The organism is Nisaea sp., assembly GCF_034670185.1.
GTDB lineage: Bacteria > Pseudomonadota > Alphaproteobacteria > Thalassobaculales > Thalassobaculaceae > Nisaea.
On record NZ_JAXMNY010000002.1, the window covers coordinates 663,144 to 681,899 of the forward strand.

Sequence of the window (18,756 nt, forward strand, 5' to 3'; positions counted from 1 at the left end):
GTAGCCTCCGTTCCCGGAATGCCGGGAGATAATAGCCGCTCACCGCGTATTTTCAATCGCCTGTATAAGGTCTGCTCCCGTGTCGACACGTTCACAGCCGTCCCAGTCTGCTCCCGAGCTCGCGCTAGAGATCAAAGGCCTTGAAAAGGTCTATGGCAAAGCCGGTGGATCGCGGCAAAAACATGCCCTGAAAGGCATCGACCTTGCCGTCCCGCGCGGCTCGATCTTCGCCTTGCTCGGCCCGAACGGCGCCGGCAAATCGACCATGATCAATATCCTCGCCGGCATGGTGAACAAGACAGCCGGAACGGCGAAAGTCTGGGGCATCGATATCGACGAGGATCCGCGTCAGGCCCGGGCTGCGATCGGCATCGTGCCGCAGGAGCTGAATATCGACGCCTTCTTCAGCCCGCGCGAACTGCTCGACCTCCAGGCCGGGCTGTACGGCGTTCCAAAGGCGGAGCGGCGGACCCAGGAGATTCTCGACCTGGTCGAGCTCGGCGACAAGGCCGATGCCTATACCCGCTCGCTGTCTGGCGGCATGCGGCGGCGTCTGCTGGTTGCCAAGGCAATGGTGCACAACCCGCCGATCCTGGTGCTGGACGAACCCACGGCAGGCGTCGATATCGAGCTTCGCCGCAAGCTCTGGGACAATGTCCGCGAGCTGAACCGGCGTGGCGTCACCATCCTGCTGACCACGCATTATCTGGAAGAGGCCGAAGAGCTCTGCGACCGCATCGCCATCATCAATCACGGTGAGGTCATTGCCTGCGACACCAAGGAAAACCTGATGCAGCGGATCGATGTCAAATCGGTCACGGTCACTGTTGCCGAAACGCTCCCGGAGGACTCCGACAAGCTGCCGCAGCCGCTCCAGCCTTTCTCCGTATCCATCACCGGGCAAAACCAGCTGACGTTTACGTTCCGCAAGAGCGACGGCCCGATTGCCCGCATTCTCGGCGCGCTGGCAGCCGCGAATTTCCACATCCAGGACATCAGCACCGACGAGAGCGACCTCGAAGACATTTTCCTCGCCCTCACCAGCAACGATCCGGAGACTGACCGCTTTCATGCGGCGTAGCGGATCAGGGGCGGCGTGGCGCGCCGTTTTCGCCGTCATTCTTTTCGCGCTCGGCGGCTGTGCGCCCGGCATCGCCCCTCGACTTGAAGCTCACCAACCGGCCGCTGTCCTTGACGATGCGTTCGTCATGCAGGATGGAGCGGAACTGCCCTACCAGCGCTGGGCACCGGAAGAAGCACCCCGCGCCGCCGTCGTCGCCTTGCACGGTTTCAACGATTATTCCGGCGCCTATCGCGATCTCGGCCCTCTGCTCGCACAACACGGCCTGCTGGTCTACGCCTACGATCAGCGCGGCTTCGGCGGCACGTCCATGCGCGGGGACTGGCCCGGAACCGAAGCGATGACAGGCGATCTCTACACGGTCACCGAACTGCTGCGCGCGCGCTATCCGAAGCTCCCGATCTACGCTCTCGGCGAAAGCATGGGCGGGGCCGTGATCATGGCGGCCCTCGCCGGCGAGAGCCCGCCACGGCTGGATGGCGCCATACTCTCCGCGCCCGCCGTCTGGGGCCGCAGCACCATGGCGCCCTGGAAGCGCTTCACCCTGACACTGGCCGCTCACATTGCGCCGCGCATCCGTGTCCGGCCGCAAAGCCTGCCGAGCCCGCCTTCCGATAATATCGAGATGCTGCGCCGGCTCTCCCGCGATCCGATGATGATCAAGGAAACTCGGATCGAAGCCGCCTGGGGACTAAGCGGCTTGATGGACGAAGCCTTGGCGTCAGCACCCGGCCTCTCCGTCCCGCTGCTGGTGCTCTATGGCGAGCAGGACGGCATCATCCCGCGCGGCCCTACCTGCCGCATGCTGGAGACCCTTCCCAATGGCGGCACGGATGGGCGGCACTGGCGCCTCGCCCTGTATGAGGACGGCTATCATATGCTGTTCCGGGACCTGCAAGGCGACCGGGTCAGCGCCGACATCGCCGCTTGGCTCGGCGATCCGACGGCGGCATTGCCGAGCGGGGCGGAAATTCCGCACGCGAACGACGCGCGCCCGCTCCCCGTATTCTGCCATCAGGAGGATTGAAACAGACCCGCGCTTTCCCCCTTGCGCCCAAATGCGCCCGAGGGTAGTTTCCGGTCGCTCAGCCGTGCGGCTTCCGCCCGGCACACGGTATGCACCCGTAGCTCAGCTGGATAGAGCGCTGCCCTCCGAAGGCAGAGGTCAGAGGTTCGAATCCTCTCGGGTGCGCCAAACTTTTCAATAACTTATCATACTAAACGCGTTCTGATTATCGGCTGCGGAAGCATGGCGGAAGCAGCAGCTCGAATTTCGGTGGCTGTTGGGCTGCTGGCTAATCGCTCCAGCAACAACACTCAAAGTCCGACAGAGAACATCAGACCAAGGAGACCCAAGCTCCTCCCGGGCATACATCACCAATAAGCGTTTGAGGAAAATAATGTCCGATGCCACGAGCGAGCGTGTAAGGGACTCGCATCAGGCTACGCAACAGACCCATTACCCTGCTCCCCGAACTCCCCTAAGTGTGGGGCGGCGATAGTCTCGGATCCGCTGGGAGCGGACGCTCCGAACGAGCACATAAATTCAGGGTAAACCCGCATCTTTGATGCCCGCCAAAGCGCCTTCAGATTAATCGAAGAACATACAAACCGGCAACATCGCGTCCTGTAGGGCCTAATAATGGCCGGGCGTCCACCAATTCATCCTAAAATCAAACTGATTTTCTCCTGCGAAACTCGCCTCTGGAACTGAACGACAGAACGCTTCTCAGAGCCAAACTCACAAGGCTTCGGTGCGGCCGAACCAGGCTTCCAGAATTGCCCTTGCAACGTGAAGAAAGAGCGCTGGCAAAATCCATGGGCATCGCCGCCGTGCTCAAACCCTAAAAGGCAGCCCACAGCTCCTTCTGGCGCCAACGAGATGACGCTTCGATCCAACATTAGCCGCCTAAAATGCTATCCGAAATCGCCCTAAAAACGTGCAAAAGCTTAGTTAACTTCATCCCTTGCTACTTTAGACGTATGTATTTAATGGATATTGGGGACGGGAAAGCTTGGGCGGAGACTGGCGGATGGCAGCAAGTGAAGAGGAAGCGGAGCGTCAGCTCGGCGCACTAACGCAAACTATTCGGGATCATAGAAACGAGCCTGCATGGCAACGGGTGAATGAGGTTTTGGATCTCATTCAATCCGAGATCGACGAAGGCCGCCCCATAATGCGAAGCGTGAAGGTAAAGGAGAGCGACGGCCAAGACCGTATTACCGGTCAGGATCGGTCTCGCACACAATCCAGCGCCTCTCTTGTGGGCAGCGAACCATACAGCTCGTCCGAAGCACTTGATATGACGGCGGAAGCCTTGGCATTGGCATTTGTCTCACCGGTGAAAATGGCTTCCAGACTTCTGGATACCGTTGCTCGTTTCGGCAGCATCGATGGAGAGCGAGAAGCAGAAATAGTCATCAAAATTGCAGGCCGAGGCGATCAGGAAAAAAGGGAGCCCAAAATAGAACTGACCAGAAACAATATCGCTCGGGCCCGTCAGTCTTTGCGCCCGCTTGCAGGCAACCTGAATAGCCTCCTAAAGGAGCTTGACTTGAAAAGACGCCCGCTCTTGATCGCGTTCGAAAATGAGGAGGATGCCGATGGCGATCGAGGATGATTTGTGGGATCAGATTGCAACGTCTTTGGGCGCAGTACCGAGCACCAATTTATCTTCAGCATCTGCTGGCAATGATCTCTATGAAAACTATGTCTGGTCGCTAGTCCTCGAGGCTGCAGAACATGAGGGCGCGACTGTTTCGCTCCGAGGGCCCGACGGCAATCCAGCAACTCAATTCTGGTTTAGAACCCAACCCTCCGGCATCGCCTCTAACGCAAATCCATATTGCTACGCCCTTATTCAATTCCCGCGCTGCCCGGATCTGGAAGCGCATGTCGGGATTTACGTCTCCGGACGGTCCAAAGTTAAGCACGAATGTGACGTTGCGGTCTTGTACAAGAGCGAAGCTGACACTTGCCGCGCCAACAATGTCCACCCTCGCTGTACAAAGGTCGTACTGACGGCTGAATGCAAATTTTATATTCAATCCACAGTGGGAATTCCTTTGGGGCGATCATTTCTGGGCCTTATCCATGACATCCAGAATGGCGAACGCTATTTCATCGCGACCCGCGCATCGCAGTCGGTCGCTCGCCTGTTTTCCAAGCACAACAAAGAATATGAAATCGGACTATCGCCGATGGACCGCGACATGGAGATTCGCCTTCGTGGGTCGTTCGAAAAAGCCTTTCGGGATTATCGGTCTCAGTATGTCTGAAATTTATCGCTGCCATGTTGGACAGCTATAGGCTCTGATCCATTTGAAGGAGCTTTATCGCACTAGACGGCCTTCAGACGGAGTACCGGATTAGGCAAGTTCTTAAAGCGGTTGACGTCTGGATATTGATACAGTGGCACAGAGATTCCGGGCCCATTGACCTGGTGGAAGCCCCGATCAGAAGAAACGATGGGAATGACTGGCGTATGGCAATCAAGAAATCTGAACTCTACAGCTCACTTTGGTCCAGCTGCGATGAATTGCGCGGCGGCATGGATGCCAGTCAGTATAAGGACTATGTGCTCTCGCTTCTGTTCATCAAATATATTAGCGACAAATATGCCGGTGTTCCCTATGCCCCTATCACCATTCCCCAAGGGGCTGGCTTCGCCGACATGGTGGCGCTCAAAGGCACATCCGACATTGGCGACCAGATCAATAAGAAGATCGTGGCTCCCCTGGCCGAAAAGAACCAACAGCTTTCGCAGTCGGATTTTCCTGATTTCAACGATTCCGTAAAGCTCGGCGACGGCAAGGAGAAGGTTGATCGCCTCACCAACCTGATCGGCATATTCCAGCGCCCGGCTCTCGACTTTTCAAAAAATCGTTCCGACGGCGACGATATACTAGGCGATGCCTATGAATATCTGATGCGGCACTTCGCTACCGAAAGCGGCAAGAGCAAGGGGCAATTCTATACCCCTGCCGAAGTCAGCCGCATCATGGCGCAGGTCATTGGCATCAAGACCGCCCAAACGTCAGCCGACACGACCGTTTATGACCCTACCTGTGGCTCAGGCTCGTTGCTTTTGAAAGTGGGCGACGAAGCAGGTACCGCACTCACGCTCTATGGGCAGGAGAAAGACGCCGCCACCAGCGGTCTCGCCCGCATGAACATGATCCTGCACAACAACCCGACGGCGCTTATCGAACAGGGCAATACGCTCGCCGATCCAAAGTACAAGAATGGGGAGGCGCTCAAGCAGTTCGATTTTGTCATCGCCAACCCGCCCTTCAGTGACAAGCGCTGGAGCACGGGGCTCGACCCGCTCAAAGACCCATATGACCGCTTCGATTCCTTTGGTGTGCCACCCGGCAAACAGGGCGATTATGCCTACCTGCTGCATATCATCCGCTCACTCAAAAGCACCGGCTGCGGCGCGTGCATTCTGCCGCATGGCGTCCTGTTCCGCGGTAATGCCGAGGCGGACATCCGCCGCAACCTGATCCGCAAGGGCTACATCAAGGGCATCATCGGCCTGCCTGCCAATCTGTTTTACGGTACAGGTATCCCCGCCTGCATCGTCATCATCGACAAGAAGGACGCCGCCGCCCGCAAGGGCATCTTCATGGTTGACGCCGCTCAGGGCTTCATGAAGGACGGCCCCAAGAACCGCCTGCGCAGCCAGGACATTCACAAGATCGTCGATGCGTTCAACAAGCAGATCGCCATCCCCGGCTTCTCTCGCATAGTGCCTTACGAGAAGATTGAGGAGAACGACTACAATCTCAATCTCCCGCGCTACATCGACAGCCAGAAGACGGAAGACAAGCAGGATATCGAGGCCCATCTGAAAGGCGGCATCCCGACTGCAGACATCGATGCGCTTGATGCCTATTGGGATGTCTGCCCCGGCCTGAAGGCGGCACTCTTTGCCAATAACCGCCCCGGCTACATGGACCTGACGGTCGATAAGGCTGCAATCAAACAGACCATCTACAATCACCCGGAATTCACCACCTTCATCGCCAGCATGAACGACCTGTTCAACACCTGGCGCAACCGGTCATCGGCAACGCTGAAAAGCCTGACGACGGGATGCAATCCGAAGGAGGTGATCTTTGACCTGTCCGAAGATCTGCTGGCGCACTACACCGGCAAACCGCTGATCGACAAATACGACGTCTATCAGCACTTGATGAACTATTGGTCCGATGTGATGCAGGATGATTGTTACCTCATCGCCGCCGATGACTGGAAGGCCGAGACCTACCGCATCATCGAGAAGGACAAGAAGGGCAAGGAAAAGGATAAGGGCTGGACCTGCGACCTGATCCCCAAGGGCTTAATCGTCTCCCGTTACTTCGCCACCGAACAGGCCAAGATCGAAGAACTGACGGCGGAGCTTGAAGCCGCCAGCGCAGCCATGACGGAACTGGAAGAGGAGCACGGGGGCGAGGACGGTGCCTTTGCCGAACTTGATAAGGTCAACAAAGGTGCGGTGACGGCACGGTTAAAGGAACTCAAGGGCGACAAGGAAGCCGCGGAGGAAGCTGGAATCCTGAACCAGTGGCTCACCCTCTCCAAACAAGAGGCTGACCTGAAGAAGCAGTTGAAAGAGGCCGAGGCCGCCCTCGATGCCAGGGCCTATGCCCAATATCCCAAACTGACTGAGGCAGATATCAAGACGCTGGTAGTGGACGACAAATGGCTGGCAACGGTTGACGGATTGATCCATGGGGAGATGGACCGCATCAGCCAAGCCTTGACCGGGCGGGTGCGCACACTCGCCGAACGCTATGAAACCCGAATGCCTGATCTCGTGGCCGAGGTTGCGGCATTGGAGGCGAAGGTCAATCGCCACCTAGAGAAGATGGGGTTTATAGCGTGAAACCAGAGAAGCATCTTCCGAGTGGCTGGCAGTCGGTACGACTCGCGGACATCGGTTCATTTAAAAGCGGATCAGGTTTCCCGTTAACCGTTCAAGGGAGTGCTTCGGGGGATTACCCCTTTTTCAAGGTGTCAGACTTTAATAGGGAGGGGAACTCGTATGTCTTAAAAACCGCGAACCATTATATTAACAAGGATGTTCGTAGAAAAATTGGTGCACGTTTATTTCCTGACGGCACGATTGTGTTTGCCAAGATTGGCGCAGCAATTTTTCTGGAGAGGAAACGTTTAGTTTCTCAAGAGAGCTGCCTTGACAACAATATGGCGGGCTTCATTCTTTCAGATGAAAATTTTTCCCGAGAGCTTATACTTTCAAATTTTCAAAATTTTAAGCTTGGCGACATTGTTTCATCAACTGCCCTGCCAGCTATTAGTAGCTCTGACTTAAAGGCTATTTGCTTTGACCTTCCGTCGGACCGGAAGGAGCAAAATGCCATTGCCGAGGCTTTGAGCGATGCGGATGCACTGATTGAGGGACTGGAAAAGCTGATCGCCAAGAAGCGCCTCATCAAACAAGGCGCAATGCAGGAACTCCTCACCGGCAAACGCCGCCTGCCAGGCTTCAGTGGGGATTGGAAAAATAAGGCGATTGGATCATGTCTGTGCATACGTCATGGTAAAAGTCAGCACGAGGTTGCAGTCGCAGATGGTCCCTATCCAATCTTGGCAACTGGAGGACAGATCGGGACTGCCCAAAAACCATTATATGACAAGCCGTCCGTCTTAATAGGGCGGAAGGGAACTATTGATCGTCCACAATATGTCGAAAAACCTTTTTGGACTGTTGATACACTCTTTTACTCAGAGCTTATTAAAGGAAATATAGCAAAATTTTTCTTTTATAGATTTTTACTTATCGATTGGTACAAATTTAACGAGGCTTCCGGCGTTCCTAGCCTAAACGCTAGAACTATTGAGAGCATTGAATTGTCCGTCCCGGAACCCAATGAACAGCGTGCGATTGCTTCAATACTTTCAGATATGGATTCGGAGATATTCTCTTACGAAGCCAAACTCTCCAAAGCCCGCCAGATCAAACAAGGCATGATGCAGGAACTGCTGACAGGGAGGATACGGCTGGTATGAGCAAGGTTGGACAGGCCGAACGGGTCACGCAAAACCGCGTCATCAAGCTGTTTCAGGATCAGCTTGGCTATGCCTACCTTGGTGAATGGTCTGACCGCGCCAGCAACAGCAATCTCGAAGAGGGCTTGCTGACTCGATACCTGACCGGGCGGGGCTACTCATCAGCACAAATCAGCGCCACCCTTTATCAACTGCGCCTTGCCGCCAACGATACCAAGCAAAGCCTGTATGGCCGCAACAAGGCGGTTTACTCGTTGCTGCGTTATGGTGTGGACGTGAAGGTTGAGGCAGGAAAGCCGACAGAGAAGGTTCACCTGATCGACTGGCATAACCCACAGAAGAACGACTTCGCCGTTGCCGAGGAAGTGACGTTGAAGGGTGGGCTGGAACGCCGCCCGGACATCGTGCTCTACGTCAATGGTATCGCCCTGGGCATTCTGGAGCTGAAGAATAGCCGGGTCTCCATTGGCGATGGCATTCGGCAGAATCTGTCGAACCAAAAGCCAGAATTCAACGAGTGGTTCTTCAGCACCATCCAGTTTGTCTTCGCGGGGAACGATTCCGAAGGGCTGCAATATGGCTCTATCGGCACGGAGGAAAAATTCTTCCTGAAATGGAAGGAAGATGAAGCCGATAACGCGGGCTACAAGCTCGACAAGTACCTGGAAAAGATGTGCGCCAAGGATCGGCTGATCGAGTTGTTGCACGACTTCGTGCTGTTCGATGGAGGGGTGAAGAAGCTGCCCCGTGTGCACCAGTATTTTGGCATCAAGGCCGCGCAGGAGCATATTCGCCAGCGTAAGGGCGGGATCATCTGGCACACCCAGGGCTCCGGCAAGAGCATCGTCATGGTGCTCTTGGCCAAATGGATATTGGAGAACAACCCGAACGCTCGTGTTGCCATCATCACCGACCGCGATGAGCTGGATAAGCAGATCGAGCGCGTCTTTACCGATGCCGGTGAACCCATAAAGCGGACAAGTAGCGGGCGGAATTTGATGGGGCAACTGGCCCAGCCGACGCCCCGCCTGTTGTGCTCTCTTGTGCACAAGTTTGGCCGTCAGGGCGTGGATGATTTTGACGCCTTCATCAAGGAGCTGGAATCCCAGCCGAGCAAGACGGTGGGGGAGCTGTATGTCTTTGTTGATGAATGCCACCGCACGCAAAGCGGCAAACTGCACCGCGCCATGAAGGCGATGATGCCGAATGCCATATTCGTCGGCTTTACCGGCACGCCCCTGCTGAAAAAAGACAAGCAGACCAGCATGGAGATTTTCGGCGGGTACATCCACACCTATAAATTCAGCGAAGCGGTTGAAGACGAGGTGGTGCTCGACCTGATCTATGAGGCGCGGGATATCGACCAGAGGCTCGGGTCAGAGGACAAGATTGACCAATGGTTTGAGGCAAAGACCAAGGGCCTGAACGACTGGCAACGGGATGAGTTGAAGAAAAAATGGGGCACAATGCAGAGCGTGCTCAGTTCCCGCTCACGCATGGACCGTGTGGTCAGTGACGTCATTTTTGACTTCAGCGTTAAGCCGCGCCTCTCCAGCGAACGGGGCAACGCCATCCTTGTCGCGTCCAGCATCTTTGAGGCGTGCAAGTATTTTGCCCTGTTCCAGAAAACCCCGTTCAAGGGCAAGTGCGCGCTGATTACGTCCTACAATCCGAATGCTCAGGATGTCACCAAGGAAGAAACGGGCGCGAATACCGAAACCGACAAGCAGGCCATCTACAGCATCTACACCGAGTTACTGAAAGATGTGGATGCCAAGCCGGGGATGACCAAGACCGAGACCTATGAGGAATGGGCCAAGGCCCTGTTTTCCAAGGAACCGGCGAACATGAAGCTGCTGATCGTGGTGGACAAGCTGCTGACCGGGTTCGACGCGCCGCCCTGCACCTATCTCTACATTGATAAATCCATGCAGGATCATGGCCTTTTCCAGGCCATTTGCCGGACCAATCGCCTCGATGGAGACGACAAGGATTTCGGCTACATCGTCGATTACAAAGACCTGTTCAAGAAGGTTGAAAACGCGATCGCTGTTTATTCATCCGATGATCTGGATGACACAGACGGTGGGTCCGATCCAAACGTGTTGCTGCAAGACCGTCTGAAAAAGGGCAGGGAGCGGCTGGACGTTGCGCTTGAGGCGCTGGCTCTGCTTTGCGAGCCGGTTGAGCCACCGAAAGGCGAGCTGGAACACATCCATTATTTTTGCGGCAACACGGAAGTACCCGAAGACCTTCAGGAACGCGAGCCGCAACGCTCGGCCCTCTACAAAGCGACGGCATCATTGATTCGCGCCTATGGCAATATCGCCGATGAGTTGGAAGGGGCCGGCTACTCGGCTGCGGATATTGTCAGGATCAAGGGGCAGGTCGAGCAGTACGTCAATGTGCGCGAGATCATCAAGAAGGCCAGTGGCGAGACCTTGGATCTGAAGGCCTATGAGGCCGATATGCGCCACCTCATCGACACGTACATCGAAGCAGACGAGCCCAGAAAAATTTCCCCCTTCGACAACATGAGCCTTGTCGAGCTGATCGTGAAAACCGGTATCGCAGATGCTATCGCGTCGCAGCTGGGTGGGTTGAAGGGCAACAAGGATGCGATTGCCGAGACAATTGAAAACAACGTTCGCAGCAAGATCATCAAGGAACACCTGAACGACCCGGCATATTACGAGAAAATTTCAGTGCTTCTTGATGAAATCATCGCTGACCGAAAGGCGAAAGCCATCGAGTATGAGGAGTATCTGAAGCGCATTGCGGATATCGCGCGGAAGGCTGAAGCGGGACAACCGGACGATACGTCTGAAAACCTGGATACGCCGGGCAAGCGTGCACTCTTCAATAATCTGGAGAATAATGAAGCGTTGGCCTTGCAGATTGATGCCAAGGTCAAAGATGTGCGCCCGCATGGCTGGCGAGGTGTTCAAGCCAAAGAGCGGGTAATCCAAGCTGCGCTTTTTGAGATTCTTGGGGATGAGGCTCAGGTGGACAAAGTGTTCTCAATTCTTAAGGCGAACCAGGAATACTGATGGTGAAGCGCCTGGAGCTTGGTGGCATATCGGTCGATGTCCAGTTCAAGGACATCAAGAACGTTCACCTAAGTGTCTACCCCCCTACCGGACGGGTGCGGATTTCTGCGCCAGAGCGCATGAGCTTGGATACGGTTCGCGTCTTTGCAATCTCGAAGTTGGATTGGATCAAGGCACAGCAGAAAAAACTGGTGGCGCAAGAGCGGGAAGCCCCTCGGGAATTTATGGAGCGTGAAAGTCACTATCTTTGGGGACAGCGATATCTGCTCGAATTGCGTGTCGCCAAAGGAAAATCAAAGGTCGACATAACTCATAAAAAAATCGTGATCTCATCGCCGAAGGCAGTCTCACAGGAAAGGTTGCGCGTGCTGATGGATGAGCAGTATCGAGCCGTCCTCCGTGAAAAGGCGTCAGACTTAGTCGCACAGTGGGAGAGTCGGTTGGAGGTTCGGGTCAGTCAGCTTTTTATACAAAGAATGAAGACAAAATGGGGGAGCTGTAACCCCTCGGCTCGAAACATTCGATTGAACCTCGACCTCGCGAAAAAAGCACCTGAATGTCTTGAATACATTGTGCTTCATGAAATGCTGCATTTCTTTGTTCCCAACCATGGGCCCAAGTTTGTTAAGTTGATGGACAGCCACATGCCGCATTGGCGACAAGTTCGGCAGAAGCTGAATGCAACGCCGCTATCGCATATGGATTGGACCTACTAGATCACTCAATCGAAGCAGGCCAGCTGATAGATCAGGGGACCACGGCTGAAGCCTAAATCGCCCCCAAATCCGTCCATCTTCCGGAGAGCAGCTCAAACAGCCCAATTTTAAGCACTGTTTTGGGGAATATTGTCTTCTAATAATATCTTAACGGTTTCAAAATGCGAAAGAGAAACCGTCCAATCAGCGGCCAGCCACGTCATCTCAGTCGCTCGTTCCGGAGTGCCGTTAAGGTATGACATATGACCAAACACCTATAGGCTATATCCCCTATGTAGCCCCCCTATTGGGCAACATTCGTCAAATTCTAACCGGGCTCCAAGGATTTGACTCTATGGCCCGGGAAATAATCCAAAATGCCGATGACGCCGGCGCTAGCAAAATTCGCTTCTCGTTAGAGCCCAATTGCCTGCGCGTTTGGAATAACGAGCGTTTTCAAAGCTGCGGTCGGACAGACGCTAAGTGCCCTTGGGAAGTTGATGGGGATCCTAGCGATGGCACCCGAAAAGCTTGCGACTTCCATGCAATAAGCACCGTCGGGAGCGGAAACAAATATCGTGACCCTTCGCTGATCGGACGGTTCGGAATCGGTTTTGTTTCCGTATATCAAATAACCGACACTCCTATCATCCGCTCCCAAGGGGTCCAAATTCAGCTCGACCCTTTAGAAGAACGAAACCACGTTTCTCCTATCGACGGTCTGCAGGGATCCGAGTTCGAGCTCCCGTGGGCATTTGATGCAAAAAGCCCTATCCGTGAGGCCCTAAGTGCGTCGGCAATAGTCCCCAGCGACTTGGATTCCGTTCAAACGGACCTGATTTCGGTCGCAAATGATTGCCTCTTATTCCTACGCAACCTCTCTTCTATTGAAATCATCCGAGGCGGCAAGGTCGTAAAACACGTCAAGCGCAAAGACGTAGGCGAAAACCAGATTCAGCTATCTGTTGTGCCTGAGAACCGTCTGGAAGATTGGTATGTGCTTCGCTCCTCGGCCGAAACAAAAGCCGCGCCCCTGCGCGAGAAATACCCGGCCATAGAGCAACTGGCTCGACAAACAGATCTGCAAATTGCATTCAACCTGTCCGAGGATGAAACCTGGTCTGGCCGGCTGTTTGCGTATTTGCCGACAGAACAAGAATCACCAGTTCCCTGCCACATAAATGCGGACTTCTTCCCGGAACAAAATAGAAAAGCCCTGGTCCTCTCAGGGGAACAGCACGAACGGCACTGGAACGAGATGCTTCTCGAAGTCTCTGCAAGAGAGATCGCGCAACACTTGCCTCAACTTTGCGGTGTTCTCGGCCCTGCCAAACTTTGGAAACTCATTGACCACGCGTTTGAGCATAGGGAGTCGGCCCATTTTGGGCGTTTCTGGAAAGCGATTAAGGAAGAGGCTAGTGGGTCCGATATCTTGTGGACCTCCGGAGAACTTTGGATCAGCTGCGACAAGGGACGGATCCCGCCTGGAGAAGCGACTGAAGACGAAGAACGCGCACTTACCCACATTTCCGTCGACTTGGTGCATCGGACTCTTCGTCCCTATCAGAACGCTTTACAAGCCCTTGGAGCAAGGCGCCTTACTCTTGGGTCTGTTGTAGACGCGCTGGAAATTTGGGACCAATCCCAACTTGATACCGATACTTCCGGTAGCGAGAAAGCAATCGAAGAAATTGTTCGTCCTCTTTGGGCCGTCACTAACTCTCTATTTCCCCAAGATTCCAAGACCATACAAGTAGGAGCGGGCATTGTCACTCGCCTACAAAAGGTGCGCTTCGTGCCAAAAGCTAATGCGGCTCTTGCACCAATTGATGGCCTCTACAGGCTTCCGCAGTCAGTCAAAAACACAGAAATCCAGAGACATGTCGGCGAACTCCCTCTCGTAGATCAATGGTTCAGCGAGTTTGATAACCTCTATGAACTCATCGATATGCTGTCTTTTGACAGGCTACTGATTGAACTCTCCGAAAGAGTGAAAGATCAAAATACTGCAGAAGCTTTTTTTGGCTCGGATCCCGAGCATATCAAACAGTTCTACAGGTTTCTTTCCTCTTACCCCATACCTGAGGGAATCACAGATATTTCATCGGTGGCCAGCTCTCCAATTCTCGTCGGACACGGTAGGTACCTGAAGCCCACTGAAGCAGTATTACCCGGCGGTTTCGAGGATCCTGTGGGTCGTTTCGATACACTGGACATCAGGTACTACGATGACCGATCGCAAGAATTTCTTCGCGATATACTAAAAGTCAAAACACTAACTCTAGAAGCATACGTAAAAGACCATCTTGCCGAGATACTGGTCGAAGGCCTTTCGGACGATCAGTACATAGCGTTGCTTCTCCAACTAACATCGCACTCTTCGCTCCTTGAGAACGATGAAACGAGAGCAGTTCTTAGAGAACTGCCGCTCGTCAAAACGCAGGATGGACAAATGCGCCGTCCGCGAGAGTGCTACTTCAAAACCCCAGAGTTGTCAGAGCTTCTCGGAAATCAGGATGCACTCTGGGTTGATAAATCTGTCTTTGATCCCTTCCAAAAGGATGTTGTTCAGGCGTTCCTAGCCCGATTGGGGATGCGTCATCGACCATCTCTAGAACACGCGCTCGATAGAATTGATGAGGTCGTGCAGCATGCCCCTTCGGAGAACACGCAAAGGGCCGTGTCGAACCTGCTGCAGTTCGTTTTCCAAGTATTCAATGAAGATAATATTGCGGATAGAGAGGACGAATTCGGAGACGAGATCCAACGCCTTCGTTACACAGAATGGCTACCGGCATTAAAAGATAGCGCCTTAGACACAGAGGCTTGGTATGCACCCCACGAGCTTTACCAACCTTTTCGTGCGGCCGGTTTTGATTCGCAGGTTCCGGTACTTGCCGTCCGACAGACCCGAAATGCACCGCTAACAGGCCCTTTCCTTGATTTCCTTGGAGTGCCGGCGGTACCGGGCACGTCTGTGATCGTTGAGCACCTCGCGCATTGCGCCCAAAGCGGCAAGGAGGCAAGTGAACTTGCATATCAGATCCTTAATGAAAAACTTCTCGAAGAAGAAGACCCTCTTTCCGTAGAGAGGCTACGCGCGACAGATTGCATCTACAGCTCCGCTCTTAAGAAGTATGTGGCGCCCAATAGAGTATTTTGGAGCAGACCGCGTCTCAGCCGATATTGTTTCCAAGCTCCGGACTGGATGCACCGGCACAAAGACCTGTTCGATTTCCTGGGTGTCGCCGAGGAGCCACATGGCGACACCTACGCAGGCGTCCTTGTAGATATAGCCAACGAATTTGGCACCCGGTCCGACCCCCTGCCAACGGACGTGCAATTAGTCCATGGAATATGCCTGGATGCCCTTGCGACTGAAGCGCGGGAAGCGCCTAGCAGGGCTCATAACCTCCTTGAAGAACTGCTGGAACACCCCTTCCTTCTGACACTCGCTGGGAGCCTTGCCTTTGCAGATGAGGTTGTCGTTAGAGACAGCCCTTGGCTGGCCGAACCCTTCGGGGATGAGTTGAATGGGCGTTTGGTCCATCCAGCCGCTGAGCATAGCGAGGTTTTTGATTGGCTTGGTCTAAAGCCACTTTCTTCGGTGACTCATTTAGAGGCCATTCGCCTCGGAGAGGAAATTGCCGACGAAGAAGCCACGGAGCGCATTGCTGAAAGGCGAGATCTGCTGCTCTGGCTTTTCTCTGGAATTCGGAAGGAAGCCCGTCAGAGAATTTTTGACGCTCTCAACTCGATCAAGGTATCGCGTACTGATCACATTCAGGTCCGATCCGTATTCGACCTTACAGACCCGCCAATCGTATCTACCCCGAAGAGCGAGACAGTGCTTTTTGACAGTGCTGCCCACAAGCTCTTCCTCCACCTTGACCTTGGCGACACGTTCTGGATCCCTGCGCTACGCGCGATTTTCTCGACATTGATACCAGGCGACCAGAACATTGATGTCAGGCAGTACGCACTCAGCGCCAATCATGTGTTGCTTGCTCCGTCCGCAGAAGAAGCGCGCAAGCAATTGCAACAAGCCGGCTTTACCCCGCCATCCGACGAAAAACCGAGAGCCCCCGAATTCGAAGAGACTGACCTCGGCGAAATTTCCGCAGACCACGCTTTTGCAGTAACGGAAAGCGAACCTGAGCCGGCAGGTGAAGAAAAGGCCGAAGAAGATCAGCAAGATACAGGCCCCGGCGTCTCGGGGGGAACGGACGCCCCGCCTCCTTCTGAGACTGATGACGATAGCCATGTTGGAGAAGGCACCGGGCGGAGCGAAGCCGAAACAGAGCGACGCTCAAGCAACGAGAAGACGGGCGAGAGCAAACACAGGCCTTTGGACGGTGACGGCTCTGATTCAGGGGAACGTAAGACAGGTAGCAGACGTACAGAATGGATGCGGTCTTATGTCGTTCCGCAGTCCGACGAAACTGCCGACCAATCTCATGGGTCTAGGGGGCAACAAGAAAGAAACATGGCGATCGACGAAGCCGCCATGAATACTGCAATAGAGTACGAAGTGACCCGTCAATGTTCAGTAGAGCGAATGCCCCACTTCAACCCTGGATACGACATCATATCCCGGTCCAAAACTTCTGGAGAGAAACGCCTTATTGAAGTGAAAGGGCTCGATGGGGAATGGACTGAACGGGGAGTGAAACTGACGCGTACCCAGATAATGAACGCGGAGGAATATGGCGACGAATACTGGCTGTATGTCGTAGAGCACGCGCTGGATCCCAAGATCCGAAAAATCCACGCCATCCAGAACCCCTTCTTTAAAGCGGCAGAATTTTGGTTTGATTATGTCTGGCGGAATGTCGCCGACGAGGAAGGTGGAGACCTTAAGTCGCGCTTCATCCCCGGTCGAAGAGTCAGGGTCGAGGATTGGGGAGAAGGTACAATCATTGAAGTTCAACATTTCGGGATCGCGTCGAGAATCACAATCGACTTCACGATCCACGGTAAAAAATACCTACCTTTCAACATGAACCGCATGGAATTGGTTGAGTAGTGATTCCGATGGCCACCTGCTACCCCGACTACGGCAATGACGAGAGCGCCTTCAAATCAAGGGGAGAGTTGGTCTTCTATCGGGCGTGTCAGAGATCCCTTCCTCCAGAGTACAGCGTTTTTCATTCAGTGAGCTGGATCGCTCGTTCAGATGGCGAAGCTCATGACGGCGAAGCTGACTTTCTGATTTGCCACCCAGACCGAGGTTTTCTAGTTGTTGAAGTCAAGGGCGGCCGAATTCGCGCGGATTTAGGTACTGGAAAATGGACATCTACCGACCAGGACGGACGCGTTCACGACATCTCAAACCCTTTTCGGCAGGCGTCTACTGGAAAATACAACATCATTCGGAAACTGAGGGAGCACAGAGATTGGCCGAAATTGCGTTTACGTCGCGTAATCGCTGGCCACTCTGCATTCTTCCCGAACGTCGATGACGGCAGAGTCCTTCAAGGTCCAGAAGCCCCGCCAGAGATTATTGGTGATCGCTCGGATTTGCCCCAATTGGAGCAATGGGTCGAGCGGGCTTTCGATTATTGGGTAGATCAGGAAGAAAGTGACCGCTCGCAACCATTGGGCTTGTCTGGCGTCCAATTGATGCGGCGCATTTTCGCTCGCGTCGTGGAGGCTCGTCCTCTGCTGTCCACAAAGATCGCGACCGAGGAAGAAGAGCGCCTTCGCCTGACACAACAACAAATCCAAATCCTGGATTTGCTCTCTCGGCAGCGAAGAGTCGCCATTAGCGGCGGAGCAGGCACCGGAAAAACAGTACTTGCTACAGAAAAAGCCAGGCGGTTAGCTGGCGAAGGATTCAAGACGTTGCTGACTTGCTACAATGTTCCTTTGTCTGAACATCTAAGACGAGTCTGTGAAGGTGATGAAAACCTGGAGGTGATCGGGTTCCATAAGCTGTGCAAAAATCTGGTTGATCGGGCGCAAGCTGAGAGCGGAATAGACCTAATTGCTGAAGCAAAGGAATCCTACCCAGGAAAAGACCTCTGGGACCACTACTACCCAATTGCACTCGCCTATGCGCTTGAGATCCTGGCTGATCGATACGATGCCATCGTTATCGACGAAGGGCAGGATTTTGGTGAAGAGTTTTGGCTTCCAATCGAAATGCTTCTCGCTGACGGCGAGACCTCACCCCTCTACATTTTCTATGATGAGAATCAGAACGTTTACACGCGAGCCAGTACATTTCCTGCCGATGCGGCGCCAATAACCCTGACGATCAATTGTCGAAATACGAAGCAAATTCATGAAGCTGCATACACTTATTACTCTGGAACGCCGGTCGAGACCCCCTCTTTAGCTGGTGATGACATACACATCCTCGATGCGCCAAATGTAGAACGTCAGGCAAAGCGCATTTATGACCTCGTTACCCGGCTCCTAACGACAGAAAAAGTCCCGGCCTCTTCTATCGCCATCTTGATCGCTGACCGAACTCGACGGAGGCAATACCAAAAGGTTTTGGACAAATTTAAACTACCTAGCGGTCATATCTGGGACAGCGTAGACAGCAATTCGAATAAATCCGTCACGGTTGAGACAGTGGCCCGCTTCAAAGGACTTGAAACCGGAATACTGATTATTTGGGGCTTAGATTTATTGGCAAAAACAGAGCGAAAGGAAACGCTTTACGTTGGTTTATCGAGAGCAAAATCCATCCTCTATTTGTGTGGATCACGAGAGACCTGTGAGTTAATCATAACCGCATCATAGTATTTTTTGGTCCAATAAGCTCTCTAATGAAATACCTCTGAAGAACATTAATGTATTTACTAACCCCTAGGCTCAGGGCTTATTAAATCGCTTTAACCTGAGTCCCGCAAATTTCTCAATTTTTGAGTCGAGGCCGTCACC

The 18,756-nt window shown here is 53.7% G+C and carries 10 protein-coding genes and 1 tRNA gene; all 11 read left to right on the forward strand.

Annotated features, from left to right (window positions below):
* Positions 1 to 79 precede the first annotated feature (79 nt).
* The 11 genes from VOI22_RS12770 to VOI22_RS12820 all read left to right on the forward strand — a co-directional run bounded on the left by VOI22_RS12770 (position 80) and on the right by VOI22_RS12820 (position 18,615).
* Complete coding sequence (locus tag VOI22_RS12770; RefSeq protein ID WP_323796849.1) at positions 80 to 1,081, forward strand: ABC transporter ATP-binding protein; 1,002 nt, start codon at positions 80 to 82, stop codon at positions 1,079 to 1,081.
* Positions 1,071 to 2,108, forward strand: a complete 1,038-nt coding sequence (locus VOI22_RS12775) for an alpha/beta hydrolase (RefSeq protein ID WP_323796850.1) — start codon at positions 1,071 to 1,073, stop codon at positions 2,106 to 2,108. Before VOI22_RS12770 ends, VOI22_RS12775 begins: the two co-directional genes overlap by 11 nt.
* Before the next feature lie 91 nt (positions 2,109 to 2,199).
* A tRNA-Arg gene (locus VOI22_RS12780) sits at positions 2,200 to 2,276 on the forward strand.
* Positions 2,277 to 3,114: 838 nt separating this feature from the next.
* Positions 3,115 to 3,702: a hypothetical protein gene (locus VOI22_RS12785; RefSeq protein ID WP_323796851.1), complete on the forward strand. Its 588-nt coding sequence runs from the start codon at positions 3,115 to 3,117 to the stop codon at positions 3,700 to 3,702.
* Positions 3,686 to 4,360: a hypothetical protein gene (locus VOI22_RS12790; RefSeq protein WP_323796852.1), complete on the forward strand. Its 675-nt coding sequence runs from the start codon at positions 3,686 to 3,688 to the stop codon at positions 4,358 to 4,360. Before VOI22_RS12785 ends, VOI22_RS12790 begins: the two co-directional genes overlap by 17 nt.
* Before the next feature lie 206 nt (positions 4,361 to 4,566).
* Positions 4,567 to 6,972 (forward strand): type I restriction-modification system subunit M, encoded by a 2,406-nt coding sequence (locus VOI22_RS12795; protein WP_323796853.1) that lies wholly within the window; start codon positions 4,567 to 4,569, stop codon positions 6,970 to 6,972.
* On the forward strand, positions 6,969 to 8,117 hold the full coding sequence (locus VOI22_RS12800) for a restriction endonuclease subunit S (protein WP_323796854.1): 1,149 nt from the start codon (positions 6,969 to 6,971) through the stop codon (positions 8,115 to 8,117). Before VOI22_RS12795 ends, VOI22_RS12800 begins: the two co-directional genes overlap by 4 nt.
* Positions 8,114 to 11,167 carry an HsdR family type I site-specific deoxyribonuclease gene (locus tag VOI22_RS12805; protein WP_323796855.1) on the forward strand — a complete coding sequence of 1,018 codons (3,054 nt, stop codon included), beginning with the start codon at positions 8,114 to 8,116 and terminating at the stop codon, positions 11,165 to 11,167. Before VOI22_RS12800 ends, VOI22_RS12805 begins: the two co-directional genes overlap by 4 nt.
* A complete protein-coding gene (locus VOI22_RS12810; RefSeq protein ID WP_323796856.1) occupies positions 11,167 to 11,883 on the forward strand; it encodes a SprT family zinc-dependent metalloprotease in 717 nt (238 codons plus the stop codon). The genes VOI22_RS12805 and VOI22_RS12810 overlap by 1 nt, the downstream gene beginning before the upstream one ends.
* A gap of 334 nt (positions 11,884 to 12,217) precedes the next feature.
* The gene (locus tag VOI22_RS12815) at positions 12,218 to 16,888 is read left to right on the forward strand and encodes a protein NO VEIN domain-containing protein (protein WP_323796857.1); all 4,671 of its coding nucleotides are present in this window, start codon (positions 12,218 to 12,220) and stop codon (positions 16,886 to 16,888) included.
* Positions 16,889 to 16,896: 8 nt separating this feature from the next.
* Positions 16,897 to 18,615 carry an NERD domain-containing protein gene (locus VOI22_RS12820; protein WP_323796858.1) on the forward strand — a complete coding sequence of 573 codons (1,719 nt, stop codon included), beginning with the start codon at positions 16,897 to 16,899 and terminating at the stop codon, positions 18,613 to 18,615.
* Positions 18,616 to 18,756: the final 141 nt, after the last annotated feature.

Excerpts from the sequence above, each read along its gene's own strand:
- VOI22_RS12775 (WP_323796850.1), top strand. The coding sequence starts at position 1,071 with ATGCGGCGTAGCGGATCAGGGGCGGCGTGGCGCGCCGTTTTCGCCGTC.
- VOI22_RS12785 (WP_323796851.1), top strand. The coding sequence starts at position 3,115 with ATGGCAGCAAGTGAAGAGGAAGCGGAGCGTCAGCTCGGCGCACTAACG.
- VOI22_RS12790 (WP_323796852.1), top strand. The coding sequence starts at position 3,686 with ATGGCGATCGAGGATGATTTGTGGGATCAGATTGCAACGTCTTTGGGC.
- VOI22_RS12795 (WP_323796853.1), top strand. The coding sequence starts at position 4,567 with ATGGCAATCAAGAAATCTGAACTCTACAGCTCACTTTGGTCCAGCTGC.
- VOI22_RS12805 (WP_323796855.1), top strand. The coding sequence starts at position 8,114 with ATGAGCAAGGTTGGACAGGCCGAACGGGTCACGCAAAACCGCGTCATC.
- VOI22_RS12810 (WP_323796856.1), top strand. The coding sequence starts at position 11,167 with ATGGTGAAGCGCCTGGAGCTTGGTGGCATATCGGTCGATGTCCAGTTC.
- VOI22_RS12815 (WP_323796857.1), top strand. The coding sequence starts at position 12,218 with ATGGCCCGGGAAATAATCCAAAATGCCGATGACGCCGGCGCTAGCAAA.
- VOI22_RS12820 (WP_323796858.1), top strand. The coding sequence starts at position 16,897 with ATGGCCACCTGCTACCCCGACTACGGCAATGACGAGAGCGCCTTCAAA.